The sequence below is a fragment of the Microvirga alba genome, assembly GCF_015694465.1.
GTDB lineage: Bacteria > Pseudomonadota > Alphaproteobacteria > Rhizobiales > Beijerinckiaceae > Microvirga > Microvirga alba.
The window spans coordinates 259,669-273,457 of record NZ_JADQDO010000001.1 but is presented as its reverse complement, the minus strand read 5'-3'; the positions used below and the strand labels follow the sequence as shown (position 1 = coordinate 273,457).

At 62.4% G+C, this 13,789-nt stretch carries 10 protein-coding genes; 9 read left to right on the top strand and 1 reads right to left on the bottom strand.

Annotation, left to right across the window (positions count from 1 at the left end):
• The first annotated feature begins 4 nt into the window (after positions 1–4).
• From I2H38_RS01275 to I2H38_RS01255, 5 genes are all read left to right on the top strand, one after another.
• Entirely contained in the window at positions 5–1,870 is a 1,866-nt protein-coding gene (locus I2H38_RS01275) for an ABC transporter ATP-binding protein (RefSeq protein WP_196269988.1), read from the top strand.
• Positions 1,870–3,795: an ABC transporter substrate-binding protein gene (locus tag I2H38_RS01270; protein ID WP_196269987.1), complete on the top strand. Its 1,926-nt coding sequence runs from the start codon at positions 1,870–1,872 to the stop codon at positions 3,793–3,795. The genes I2H38_RS01275 and I2H38_RS01270 overlap by 1 nt, the downstream gene beginning before the upstream one ends.
• Positions 3,792–4,811 (top strand): ABC transporter permease, encoded by a 1,020-nt coding sequence (locus I2H38_RS01265; RefSeq protein ID WP_196269986.1) that lies wholly within the window; start codon positions 3,792–3,794, stop codon positions 4,809–4,811. Before I2H38_RS01270 ends, I2H38_RS01265 begins: the two co-directional genes overlap by 4 nt.
• A complete protein-coding gene (locus I2H38_RS01260) occupies positions 4,808–5,971 on the top strand; it encodes an ABC transporter permease (protein ID WP_196269985.1) in 1,164 nt (387 codons plus the stop codon). The genes I2H38_RS01265 and I2H38_RS01260 overlap by 4 nt, the downstream gene beginning before the upstream one ends.
• A gap of 132 nt (positions 5,972–6,103) precedes the next feature.
• On the top strand, positions 6,104–6,424 hold the full coding sequence (locus tag I2H38_RS01255; protein WP_196269984.1) for a hypothetical protein: 321 nt from the start codon (positions 6,104–6,106) through the stop codon (positions 6,422–6,424).
• 62 nt (positions 6,425–6,486) lie between these two features.
• Here I2H38_RS01255 and I2H38_RS01250 read toward each other — a convergent pair whose 3' ends face one another.
• Entirely contained in the window at positions 6,487–7,938 is a 1,452-nt protein-coding gene (locus tag I2H38_RS01250; RefSeq protein ID WP_196269983.1) for a DEAD/DEAH box helicase, read from the bottom strand.
• A gap of 325 nt (positions 7,939–8,263) precedes the next feature.
• Between I2H38_RS01250 and I2H38_RS01245 the strand changes: the two genes are divergently transcribed.
• The 4 genes from I2H38_RS01245 (at position 8,264) to wecB (ending at position 13,725) form a co-directional block, all read left to right on the top strand.
• Positions 8,264–9,466, top strand: coding sequence for an MFS transporter (locus I2H38_RS01245; RefSeq protein WP_196269982.1), 1,203 nt, complete (start codon positions 8,264–8,266; stop codon positions 9,464–9,466).
• A gap of 90 nt (positions 9,467–9,556) precedes the next feature.
• The gene (gene glpD / locus I2H38_RS01240) at positions 9,557–11,077 is read left to right on the top strand and encodes a glycerol-3-phosphate dehydrogenase (protein WP_324617324.1); all 1,521 of its coding nucleotides are present in this window, start codon (positions 9,557–9,559) and stop codon (positions 11,075–11,077) included.
• A gap of 39 nt (positions 11,078–11,116) precedes the next feature.
• Positions 11,117–12,613 carry a glycerol kinase GlpK gene (glpK, locus tag I2H38_RS01235; protein WP_196269980.1) on the top strand — a complete coding sequence of 499 codons (1,497 nt, stop codon included), beginning with the start codon at positions 11,117–11,119 and terminating at the stop codon, positions 12,611–12,613.
• A gap of 65 nt (positions 12,614–12,678) precedes the next feature.
• A complete protein-coding gene (gene wecB / locus I2H38_RS01230; protein WP_196269979.1) occupies positions 12,679–13,725 on the top strand; it encodes a non-hydrolyzing UDP-N-acetylglucosamine 2-epimerase in 1,047 nt (348 codons plus the stop codon).
• Positions 13,726–13,789: the final 64 nt, after the last annotated feature.

Sequence of the window (13,789 nt, the reverse complement as noted above, 5' to 3'; positions counted from 1 at the left end):
GCTCATGGATACGCCGCTCCTGTCGATCCGTCAGCTGACGGTCGATTTTATGACCGAGACCGGAGACTTCCGGGTGGTGAACGGATTGTCTTTAGACATTCCGAGGGGCAAGACCGTGGCTCTCGTGGGGGAATCCGGCTCCGGTAAATCCGTGACGGCGCAAGCCATTCTCCAGATCCTGTCGAAGAAGGCCCACATCTCGGGCGGCTCCATCGTCTTCAATGATGCGGTCAGCAACGCCACGCTCGATATTGCCGCGCTTGGCGCCGAGAGCGACGCCATGCATGCGCTGCGCGGCGGACGTATCGCCATGATCTTCCAGGAGCCGATGACATCGCTCTCGCCGCTCCACACCATCGGCGATCAGATTTCCGAAGCGCTTGTCATCCATGCCCGTGTCAGCCGCGCCGAGGCGCGCGAGCGGACAATCGATGCGCTGGCCCGGGTGGGTTTTCCCGACCCGAAACGTGCCTTGAGCACGTACCCGTTCGAGCTCTCCGGCGGGTTGCGGCAACGCGCCATGATCGCCATGGCGCTCATCACCCGCCCTGCCCTTCTCATCGCGGACGAACCGACGACCGCACTCGACGTGACGACGCAGGCCCAGATCCTCGATCTCATCAAGGAATTGCAAACCGAAACCGGCATGTCGGTGCTGCTCATCACTCACGATCTCGGGGTGGTGGCGAATGTCGCCGACGAGGTCGTGGTCATGTATCGCGGCCGGGTCATGGAGGCGGGCTCGCGGGAAGACATTTTCCGCAACCCGCAACACCCCTATCTCCAGGCGCTCATGCGCGCCGTGCCGCGCTTCGCCATGGCCGTCGACGAGCGCCTGACTCCGATCCGGGAAATCAAAAGCGCCACTCTCGCGAACGCACACGCACCCGAGCGGATCGAACCCAAGGGCCCGATCCTGAAAGTAGAGAATCTGACGAAGAGCTATACCCTCCGCTCGGGCTGGTTCTCCGGCAAGATCAGGACAATCCGGGCCGTCAACGACGTCAACCTCTCCCTGCCGACGGGCACGACGCTCGGCCTCGTCGGTGAGTCAGGCTGTGGCAAGACGACCGTTTCCAAAATGATCATGCGGGCGATGCATCCGGATTCCGGGCGCGTTCTGTTCGATAATGGCACGGGTCCGCGCGATGTCTTCGAGCTGGAGGGTGCCGCGCTCACCGAATATCGCCGCTCCGTGCAGTTCATCTTCCAGGACCCGTTCTCGTCGCTCAATCCGCGCATGACGGTCTACGAAATCCTAACCGAGCCCTTGCGCATCCACGACATCGGCACTCCGGACGAACGCTACGCGCGGGCCACGCAATTGCTCGACATGGTCGGGCTCGATAAGCGTTCCTTGCGGCGCTACCCGCATTCCTTCTCCGGCGGCCAGCGCCAGCGTCTCGGCATCGCGCGGGCGCTCGCGCTCGAACCGCGCGTGTTGCTCTGCGACGAGCCGGTATCCGCCCTTGATGTGTCGGTGCAGGCGCAGGTGCTGAACCTGCTGAAGGATCTCCAATCGGCGCTCGGGCTGTCGTATCTCTTCGTGTCGCACAATCTCGCGGTGGTGGACTACATCGCCGATACGATTGCGGTCATGTGCCGGGGCTACATCGTCGAAGAAGCGCCAAAGACTTCTCTCTTCCGGAACCCGGTTCACCCTTACACGCAAGCACTGCTCGCCGCCGTGCCGGATCCTGACATCGACCGGCCGCTCGATTTCGAGAAGTTGCGCGCGGACCGTTTCTCCAATCCTTCGCAATGGCCCGCCCCCTTCCGCCTGCTGCAGGGCGAGGCGGGTGTCATGAAAGAGATCGAGCCCGGTCATAAGGTGCGTCTGGGAAGCCAGGCCGCAGAGGAGGCAGCGTGATGTTGACGAGGATCAGCACGAAGACCGTGTGTCTGGCCGCCGTTTTCGTTCTCCTGTCGCTGCCGGCCTTCGCGGAACGGTTCAGTGAGCCGCCGTTCTTCGCGGAGAAGGTGCTTCAGGGCAAGATGCCGCCGCTTGAGGAGCGTATTCCGAAGACGCCGCTTCTCTCCGATCCCGAGGGCGGCCGCGACGGCCATTATGGCGGCGACATCGTCACCCTCGTGCCTCGCGCCCGCGACATTCGCTACATCTCCGCCTACACCTACACGCGGCTCGTCGGCTACGACCGAGACGTGAAACTCAAGCCGGATCTTGTCGAGAAGGTCGAGAGCGACGGCGACCGCGTTATCACCTTCACCTTGCGCGCCGGCCATCGCTGGTCGGACGGATCTCCCTTCACGGCGGAGGATTTCCGCTACTATTGGGAGGATGTGGCCCTCAACAAGGACCTCTCCCCCGCGGGCCCACCCGAATTCATGATGGTGGACGGCAAGTTGCCGCGCTTCGAGGTGCTCGATGCGCGCACCATCCGATACTCCTGGGACCGTCCCAACCCGCGCTTCCTGCCCCAACTCGCGGGGCCGCTCGATCCCGGCATCTACCGCGCATCCGCCTATCTGAAGCGCTTCCACGCGAAATATGCCGACAAGGCGCAGCTCGAAGAACTGGCGAAGAAACAGAAACTGAAATCCTGGGCGGCCCTGCACAACCGCATGGACGACATGAAGGAGCAGACGAATCCCGATCTGCCGACTCTCATGCCTTGGCGCGTGATCAATGCGTCGCCCGCGACGCGCTTCATCTTCGAGCGCAATCCCTATTACCACCGCGTCGACAGCAAGGGGCACCAGCTTCCCTATGTAGACCGCATCATCATGGATGTCGCGTCCGGTGGATTGTTTGCGGCAAAAGCCAATGCGGGCGAAGCCGATCTCCTGTTCCGCGGCCTGTCGATGAACGATGTGCCGGTGCTGAAGGAGGGCGAGAAGGCGCATCGATACAGGACACTGCTCTGGCCCTACGCGCGCGGGACCGAGCTGGCGCTCTATCCCAACCTCAACACCACCGACCCGGTCTGGCGCAAACTCAATCGCGATGCGCGCTTCCGCAGGGCATTGTCCTTCGGCATCGACCGCAAGACGTTGAACAACGCGCTGCTCTTCGGTTTGGGAACCGAGGGCAACAATACGGTCATGCCGGAGAGCCCGCTTTTCTCGCCAGAGCTGCGCAGTACCAATGCCCACTATGATCCTATCCTCGCGTCAAAGCTTCTCGATGATATCGGGCTGACCAAGCGCAACGGAGCGGGCATCCGCCTCTTGCCCGATGGCCGCGAGCTTGAGATCATCGTCGAGACGGATGGCGAAAGCAGTCTGATCGTGGACGGGTTGACCTTGATCGGCGAGTTCTGGCGCGAAATCGGCGTAAGGCTCTTCGTGAAGCCACAGGACCGGACCGTCCTGCGCAACCGCGCTTTCGCAGGCCTGCCGATCATGACGGCTGGCCAGGGGTTCGACAACGCGATCCCGACCGACGTCATGCCTCCGACCGAATTCGCACCCATGCGGCAGGACAATCTCGCCTGGCCGAAATGGGGCCAATACATCGAGACAAAGGGCAAGAACGGTGAGGCGGTGGACCTGCCGGAAGCAAAGCGTCTGCTCGACCTCTACAATGTCTGGATGGATACCGCGGACGACCTCGTGCAAACCGATGCCTGGCGCGAGATGCTGCGCAACCACGTCGAGAACCAATGGACCATCGGCACGATTGCGGGAGCCCTGCAGCCGATCGTCGTCCGCGACGGACTGGAAGGCCTGCCCGACCGGGCCATCTATAGTTGGGAACCGACCGCGATGATCGGCATCTATCGGCTCGATGAAATGTTCTGGAGCAAGCCCGCTGCCAAAGAGGCGCGCCGATGATCCGCTTTCTGTTGCGCCGCGTCGTCACGATGGCCGTAACGCTTCTGATCATCTCGGCGCTTGTGTTCTTCATCATCAAGCTGCCGCCAGGGGATTTCCTCACCAACCAGATCGCTGAACTCAGGGCGCAAGGCGAAACCGCCTCTATCGCCAAGGCTGAATTTCTCATCAAGCAATACGGACTCGACCGCCCGGCCTGGGAGCAATATCTCGTCTGGATCGGCGTGATGCCGGGCCCCAACGGCTTTTCCGGCCTGCTTCAGGGCGATTGGGGCTGGTCGTTCGAGTACGACAAGCCGGTGACCGAGGTTGTCGGTGACGCGCTATGGCTGACGCTTCTCGTCAATCTTGCCGTCGTGATCTTCATCCACCTCGTGTCGATTCCCATCGCGATCTATTCGGCGACGCGGCAATATTCGGTCGGCGACTACGTCGCCACCTTCATTGGTTATATCGGCCTTGCGACGCCGAGTTTTCTGCTTGCGCTAATCCTGCTCTATTACGCGAACCGTTGGTTCGGCGTGTCCATCGGCGGTCTGTATGACGCGCAATTCGCGGACCAACCCTGGACCTGGCCCAAAATCCGTTCGCTCATGTCGCATCTCGTCGTGCCCACGCTCGTGATCGGACTTGGCGGAACTGCGGCGATGATCCGGCGCATGCGCGCGAACCTGCTCGACGAACTCGGCAAGCAATATTACGTGACTGCCAAGGCGAAGGGCCTCGCGCCCCGCACGGCCCTGCTGAAATATCCGTTCCGCATGTCTCTGAACCCGTTCATCGCCGATATCGGAAACCTTTTGCCGCATCTGATTTCCGGATCGGTGCTGGTGTCGCTGGTGTTGAGCCTGCCAACGGTCGGCCCGATCCTGCTCAGCGCATTGAAGAGCCAGGACCAGTTTCTGGCCGGGTTCATTCTCATGTTCGTCGCCGTGCTCACGGTGATCGGGATGTTGATTTCCGATCTATTGCTCGCCTGGCTCGATCCACGCATTCGCATGGGAGGCGGGCGATGAACAGGGTTCCGCCGCCGAGACAGCATTATGTCGATCCCGCGGCCTTCGATCCCGGCGCGATGGAACCGGTGGGCGCCGAGCACGAAAGCTACTACCGCGCCTCCTCATGGCAGCTGACATGGTGGAAATTTCGCCGACACAAAGTGGCGGTCGCTGCCGCCTTCATCCTCCTCGCCTTTTACTTCATGGTGCCGTTCGTCGAGGTGATCGCGCCCTATAGCCAGACACAGCGCCACGGCGATTTCATCTACGCGCCGCCTCAACCGGTTCATTTGATGCATGAAGGCCGCTTCATCGGCCCCTTCGTTTATCCCTACAAATTCAGCTTCGATCTGGAGTCTTTCCGCCGCGTCTACACGGTGGATTATTCCACGCCGCAACCAATGCGCTTTCTCTGCCGTGGCAAGGCTTACGAGTTCTGGGGACTTGTACCGGGCAACGTGCACCTGTTCTGCCCGCCGAGAGACAGCACGATGTTCATTCTCGGCACCGACCGGCTCGGGCGCGATCTTCTGTCCCGCATCATCTATGGCGCGCGGATTTCGCTCACCATCGGCATCGTCGGCATCGCCGTGTCATTCGCGCTCGGCCTCTTCTTCGGCGGGCTCGCAGGCTATATCGGCGGATGGGTCGATCACATCATCCAGCGGATGATCGAGATCCTGCGGTCATTGCCCGAACTGCCGTTGTGGCTTGCCCTGTCGGCGGCGCTCCCGCCGAACTGGAGCCCGATCCTCGTCTTCTTCGGCATCACCATCATTCTCGGCCTGCTCGACTGGCCAGGCCTCGCCCGCGCGGTGCGCTCGAAGCTGCTCTCGTTGCGTGAAGAGGACTTCGTGAAAGCGGCGGAGCTGATGGGAGCGTCCAAGAAACGAATCATCGCGCGCCACCTCATTCCGAACTTCATGAGCCACCTGATTGCCTCGGCGACGCTCTCGATCCCGTCGATGATCCTCGGCGAAACGGCTTTGTCGTTCCTCGGTCTGGGCTTGCGTCCGCCTGTCACAAGCTGGGGCGTGTTGCTCAACGAGGCGCAAAACCTCGCTGCCGTACAGCTTCACCCGTGGCTGCTGTTTCCCATCGTGCCGGTGGTGATTGTGGTGCTCGCATTCAACTTCATGGGCGACGGATTACGCGACGCGGCAGACCCATATCATTGATCGGCTGAAGGAGGAGCTTGACCGCCGCCCTCCACACACCGCACCGCATTCAAGCTGACAAAGATCAACGCCGCGACAAGTCGAACACCTATCATCGCGCAGGTCTGTCCTGTTCCTTTTCAGGAGGCCGCCATGAAGTCTGCGTTCGCTGCAATCGTAATGGTGGGAGGCTTGGCGTTTGCCGGTGCGGTCCTACCCGCTCGCGCGACGCCGTTCGGTCCGGATCCGAGCATCGCCAAGGAAGCCGGCAATCTGGTCACGCAAGCCAGATGGGTCTGCGGCCCTTATCGCTGCTGGTGGAGAGGCCCGCGCTACTATCACCGCTACAGGTACCATCACCCTTACAGGTACTATCACCGCTACAGGTATTATCGGCCCTACAGGTATTATTATCCCCGCGGATACTATTATTCGCGCGGTTACTGGCCCCTCTGCGTGGGTATCTGCTTGTAGTCATCCGCGCATGAGAAAGGCGCCGTCCGAAGACGGCGCCTTGCGCATTCATTCAGTTGCCGTCAGCGGCGACGCGGTCCCTTGTCGAGCCAAGCCACCTGCGCGCCGTCGCCCCGGTTGTCGGAACGCTTCTGCGCGGGCTGGCCCTGCGATGGCCGCTGGGCTGGCCTAGCCTGAGATTGCTTCTGACCGCCATTCGGCTGCCCGGCGTTCGCAGCGGGCTTGGGCCCACGACTTCTGCGCTTGGGGCCGCGATCGGCACTCGGATCAGCACTGCGCGACTGACCGTGACCTTGATGACCACGGGCATGGGGAGCCGGGCGACCGCGCTGCGGCTGCTCGCGACGCGGCTCGCGCAACTCGGAGGCCGGAACCGGGGCCGGCATATCGGCCGGGAGCGGCATGACTGGCACCTTCAGGCGGGTCAGCTTCTCGATGTCCTTGAGATAAGCCCGCTCCTCGTCATTGCAGAACGAGATCGCGAGACCGGTTGCGCCCGCGCGTGCGGTGCGGCCGATGCGGTGGACGTAGGATTCCGGCACGTTGGGCAGATCGTAGTTCACCACGTGGCTGACGCCGTCGACGTCGATGCCGCGCGCAGCGATGTCGGTTGCGACCAGCACTCGGCAGGTCCCCGCGCGGAACGCGGCCAAGGCCCGCTCACGCTGCGGCTGGGACTTGTTGCCGTGGATGGCGGCGGCGGCGATGCCGACCTTCTCCAGATAGCGCACGACCTTGTCCGCGCCGTGCTTGGTGCGCGTGAAGACCAGGACGCGGTCAATGGATTCATCACGAAGAACCGCCTCGAGCAGAGGCGATTTCTGGCTCGTTTGCACGAAAATGACGCTCTGCTCCACGCGCTCCGCCGTCGTCGCGACAGGCGTCACGGCGACTTTGGCAGGATCACGCAGGAAGTCATCGGCGAGCGACGCGATGGTCTTCGGCATGGTCGCCGAGAAGAACAGGCTCTGACGATCCTTCGGCAAGAGCTTCACGACGCGCTTCAGCGCATGGATGAAGCCAAGGTCGAGCATCTGGTCGGCTTCGTCGAGAACAAGGATCTCGACATCGCGAAGAGTCAGCGAACCGCGATCAATCAGATCGAGCAGGCGGCCGGGAGTGGCGACGAGGATATCGACGCCGCCGGACAGCTCGCGCTCCTGCTTGCCGATGGTCACCCCGCCGAACACCACGGAGGTGGAGAGGCGCAGGTTGCGTCCATAGGTGCGGAAACTGTCTGCGATCTGGCCGGAAAGCTCACGGGTCGGGCTGAGAACCAACACCCGGCAGCTCTTGCGAGCCAGCGGACGCGATTTCTCGCTCAGGCGGTGGAGGATCGGCAGCGCGAAGGCGGCGGTCTTGCCGGTTCCCGTCTGCGCGATGCCGCAGATATCGCGGCCTGCCATCACATGCGGGATCGCCTGTGCCTGAATCGGCGTGGGCTTTTCATAGCCCTCGGACACAAGCGCCTTCAGGATCGGCTGGGCCAATCCGAAATCGGAAAAGAGAGTCAAAATGTTTGTTCTTTCAAACAGATGCGGGGAGCCGCAAGGCGTTTGTTGCCAGGAAATCTGGCCCTGCCGGGCTCAAGGCGACAACCCGCGTGTGGGGCAGCCGTACGGTCGAGCGATTGAAGAAGTGGGCCGGGCCTCCGCCGTATTTCAGCGAATATCCGTCACGCAGCCCACTCAAGCGGCTCACGAAGAGCGCTGACGCCGTGCTGTGCATATGAGGCATCAGGCCCTATTCGTCAACCATGCGCCCTGTCATAAGGCACGGATTGCGCCTGAACCCGCAAACCGGATGAGGGGATCGAGGCGACGAGGCAAAGGCTGACCGATGTCCTCTCCCGATCGTATGCCCTGGGGCTTCGTCTCTGCCCTCTCGACGGCCCAGCTCGTCTCGTACGGTTCGATTTTCTATGCTTTCGCGCTCTTCATCGAACCGATGGGGCAAGAACTCGGCTGGTCGAAATCCGCACTGACGGCCGCCTATTCCATGGCGCTGATCTCCTCCGCATTCTTCGCGATTCCGGTCGGGCGTCTCATCGATCTCGGCCATGGCCGCGCCATCATGACCGGCGGTTCCGTTCTGGCGGCGCTTCTCCTCACTCTCTGGTCCAGAATCGAGAGCTACCCGCTTTTCATCCTGGTGTGGGTAGGAATGGGGGCCGCCATGAGCGCCGTGTTTTATGACCCCGGCTTCGCGGTTCTTGCGCGCCGGCTTGGGTTTCTCGCGCGGCGCGGCCTCACGACGATGACGCTCATCGGCGGCTTCGCCAGTACGGTGTTCATTCCCCTCACCCACCTGCTGATCGAGTCTTGCGGATGGCGCGGGGCACTCGTCGTCCTTGCCGCATTCAATCTCGGGATTTGCGCCACAATCCACGCCATCAGCATTCCAGCCTCTCAAAGGTCGGCGCTGCATCCCGGCAGTACCCATTCCGCGGCCCGCCCGGCTTCAAATCCCCGCCAACTCCTTTATCGCGCTTCCTTCTGGTGCTTCGTGGCGACCTCGGTCGCCCAGGGGATGATCTCTACAGGAATCCCCCTCCACCTGATCCCGCTCCTGATCGAACGAGGTTTTACCCTCGACGCCGCCGTCGCCGCCTTTTCCATCATCGGACCGGCTCAGGTCGTGGCGCGGCTCGCCATGGCGTTCGGCGAGCGGGTTCTCAGCCTGCGGGCTCTCGGCGTCCTGACCATGCTGCTCAGCGTTCTCGCTTTCGCGCTTCTCCCCTTCATCCCGGCCGGATCATGGCTAATCGCAATTTTCGCCGGCATCTTCGGAGCGTCCAACGGCATGATGACGATCGTGAAGGCACTCCTTCCGCCGGAGTTGTTCGGCCGGGAGAATTATGGCGCCATCCAGGGAATGATTGCCACGCCCGTCAGGCTGTCCATGGCCACCGCGCCATTCACATTCGGGGCGCTCTGGGCCTGGTGGGGCAGCTATGAGGCAGTGCTGGTCGCCTGCCTCGTCATGGCCCTCTGCTCTCTCGGGGCTTTTGTGCTAAACCTCGCCCTGGCCCGGGAGCCGTGAACATTGTTCAGATTTCACTTGCCTTAGACGGCTAAAGGAATCATGTGCAGGGTGCCGGAAGAGCCCGGTTTGAAGGAAAGACTAAGTTTCGTGACGACAGTGACCGATCTTCTGATTGTTGGCGGTGGCATCAACGGCGCGGGTATCGCGCGCGATGCGGTGGGCCGAGGCCTCTCTGTGGTGCTCTGCGAGCAGGGCGATCTCGCTGGCTACACCTCGTCCGCCAGCACCAAGCTGATCCATGGCGGCTTGCGCTATCTGGAATATTACGAGTTCCGGCTGGTGCGCGAAGCCCTGTTCGAACGCGAGCGCCTACTGGAATCCGCGCCGCACATCATCTGGCCGCTGCGCTTCATCCTGCCCCATGAAAAGGGCATCCGCCCGGCCTGGTTCGTCCGCCTCGGCCTGTTCCTTTACGATCACCTCGCCCCGCGCAAGCGCCTGCCCGGCACCGAGACGATTCACTTGACCCGTCATCCGGCGGGGCAAGCCCTGAAACCCGGCTTCGACACAGCCTTCGTCTATTCCGATTGCTGGGTCGAGGACAGCCGCATGGTGGCGCTGAACGCGCTGGATGCCTCCGAGCGGGGCGCCGACATCCGCGTGCGCACCAAGCTCGTCTCGGCCCGTCGCGAGGGCGACCTCTGGGTGGCGAGCCTGCAAAACGTCGAGACGGGCGAACCGACGGAGGTCCGAGCCCGCGTGATGGTCAATGCGGGCGGCCCGTTTGTCGCGGACGTCCTGAACACCAAGCTCGGGCTCAACACCCAGAAGAGCGTGCGCCTCGTGAAGGGCAGCCACATCGTGGTTCCCAAGCTCTTCGACGGCGACAAGGCCTTCATTCTGCAGAACACGGACAAGCGGATCGTGTTCGCGATCCCCTATCAGGGCAAGTTCACGCTCGTCGGCACCACTGATATTCCGGTCGAGTCGGTGCCGGACAAGAAGGTCACGATCAGCGATTCCGAGATCCAGTATCTCTGCAACGTGGTGAATCACCATTTCAAGCATCAGGTCACGCCCGCCGATGTGGTGTGGACCTATTCCGGTGTCCGCCCTCTCTTCGACGACGGCTCGACCAACGCCTCGGCCGTGACCCGGGACTACGTGTTCGATCTCGAGGATGGTCAGGGCCAGGCCCCGGTGCTGTCGATCTTCGGCGGCAAGATTACCACGTTCCGCAAGCTCGCCGAGCACGCGCTCGATGAACTGAAGGCCTATTTCCCGGCCATGAAGCCGTCCTGGACGGAAAGGGCCAAACTGCCGGGCGGTGACATGCCCGATGCTGATTTCGATCGCTTCTTCGCGAATGTGAAAACGCGTTGGTCGTTCTTGCCGGATGCCCTTGCCTATCGCCTGTCGCGCGCTTACGGCACGAGGCTTGAGGAGCTTCTGGGCTCTGCCGCATCCATGGCCGATCTGGGCGAGGATTTCGGTGCCGGCCTGACCGCGACGGAGGTCGATTATCTCGTCCGCCGGGAATGGGCGCGCAGTGCCGAGGACATCCTCTGGCGGCGCTCCAAGCTCGGTCTCCACGTCCCAGCGGACGCAGCCCAGAAGATCGACACATATCTCAGCAAGCGGAAGGCAACGTCCGTCGCCGCGCAATAGCAAGAAGGGCCCATGAAACGGGCTTTCGGGGAGCAGGTTATGGCTAACTATGTCGGCGCCATCGATCAGGGTACGACCAGCTCACGCTTCATCGTGTTCGACCGGGCAGGCAACATCGTCTCGGTCGCGCAAAAAGAGCATGCGCAGATCTACCCGAAGCCTGGCTATGTGGAGCATGACCCGCTCGAAATCTGGCGCAACACGCAAGAAGTCGTCGACAAGGCACTGGAGAAGAAGGGCCTGACGGCGCGGGATCTCGCCGCCATCGGCATCACCAACCAGCGCGAGACGACGCTCATCTGGGACAAGCGCACCGGCGCACCGCTTCACAACGCTCTCGTCTGGCAAGATACCCGGGTTGACCCGATCGTTCAGGACCTCGCCAAGGAAGGCGGTCCCGACCGTCTCCGGAGCAAGACCGGTTTGCCGCTCGCAAGCTATTTCTCAGGTCTCAAGCTGCGTTGGCTGCTCGACAACGTGCCCGGGGCGCGGGCGAAAGCAGAAGCGGGCGATGTGCTGTTCGGCAATATCGATACCTGGCTCGTGTGGAACCTGACCGGCGGCCCGGCTGGGGGCCGGCACATCACCGATGTGACCAATGCCAGCCGCACACAGCTCATGAACCTGCACAGTCTCACCTGGGACGAGGAGATTTTGAACCTCTTCGAGATCCCGAAAGCGTGCCTCCCGACGATCCTTTCATCGAGCGAGGTTTATGGCGACGCCAGCGGCGTGCTCGCTGGCGTGCCCATCGCGGGCATTCTCGGCGATCAGCAGGCGGCCCTCGTCGGCCAGACCTGTTTCCAGCCTGGTGAGGCCAAGAACACCTATGGCACCGGCTGCTTCATGCTGATGAACACCGGCGAGAAGCCCTACCCTTCCACCTGCGGGCTTTTGACGACCGTGGGCTATCGCTTCGGAACGGCGAAGACGGTCTACGCCCTCGAAGGCTCGATCGCCATTGCCGGCGCGCTCGTGCAGTGGCTGCGCGACAATCTCGGAATCATCGGGTCCAGCACGGACATCGAGCCCCTGGCACGCAGTGTCGAGGACAATGGCGGCGTCACCATCGTCCCGGCCTTTTCCGGCCTGTTTGCGCCACACTGGAACGCGGATGCCCGCGGCCTGATCGGCGGCCTGACCCGGTTCGTCACCAAGGGCCACATCGCCCGCGCCGCGTTGGAGGCGACAGCCTTCCAGACCCGCGAGGTTCTTGACGCCATGGCAAAGGACACCGGGATTGCCGTCAAGGAGCTTCGCACCGATGGCGGCATGGTCATCAACGAGCTCTTGATGCAGTTCCAGGCGGACGTGCTCAATGTTCCGGTCATTCGCCCGCAGGTCATCGAGACCACGGCGCTGGGCGCAGCCTACGCCGCGGGCCTCGCCACCGGCTTCTGGACCGGTACGGACGAGCTGGAGCGGAACTGGGCGGTCGACAAGCGCTGGAAACCCTCCATGGAGGCAGCCCGGCGCGATCGGCTCAACGCCGAGTGGACCAAGGCCGTCGCCCGCTCGCTCGACTGGGCGGGATAGACGGCAGGATAGACTCCGCGGCTCGCAGCCTGTAATCGCCCAAGCTATTCGATGAAGGATATTCCATGTCACTGACTGTTTTGACCGTTGTCGGCGCGCGGCCCCAGTTCATCAAGGCCGCCCCTGTCAGCCATGCCTTCGCCGCCCATGGCGGCATTCGCGAAATTCTCGTGCATACGGGGCAGCATTTCGACGCGGCCATGTCCGACGTGTTCTTTGAAGAACTCGACATTCCGCCCCCGGCCCATAACCTCGAGGTGAACAGCCTCGGCCACGGCGCCATGACCGGGCGCATGCTCGAGAAGCTCGAGGAGGTCATGATCGCCGAGAAGCCCGATTGGGTTCTCATCTACGGCGACACGAACTCCACGGTCGCCGGCGCGCTTGCCGCCGCCAAGCTCCACATTCCCGTCGCCCACGTCGAGGCTGGCCTTCGATCCTTCAATCGGAGGATGCCGGAAGAGATCAACCGGGTGATGGCCGACCACATCAGCACCCTTCTCTATTGTCCGACCCAGACCGCTGTCGTGAACCTCAAGGCGGAGGGCATCACCAAGGGCGTCCACCACGTCGGGGATGTGATGTACGACGTCACCCTGGCGGCCGTTGAACGAGCCAAGGGACGCTCCGAGATTTTGAATAAGCACGGCCTGACGCCCAAGACCTACGCCGTCGCCACGATCCACCGGGCCGAAAACACGGACGACCCGGAGCGCTTTGCGCGGGTCATCCAATGGTTGTCGGATCGCGGGCGCGACGTTCCGATCATCATGCCGGTTCACCCGCGCACCCGTAAACTCATGGAGAAGAGCGGCCTCAACCCGGCCGGCGTCCAGCTCATCGAGCCACTGGGATACCTCGACATGGCTTGGCTGACGCACAATGCCTCGGGCGTTTTCACCGATTCAGGCGGCCTACAGAAGGAAGCCTATTTCCACCGCGTGCCATGCGTGACGCTTCGCGACGAGACCGAGTGGGTCGAAACCGTCGAAGCAGGTTGGAACCGGCTGTGGACCGACGCGGATTACAAGCCCCGACAGGAGATTTCCGAATACGGCATCGGAAAGAGCAGCGCGAAGATCGCCCAGTCCCTGGTTGAGGCAAAGAAGTAAATCCAAATAGAAACGAGCCTCACCGGACCAACCGGCGAGGCTCGTAACCGCATTTCACGATGCT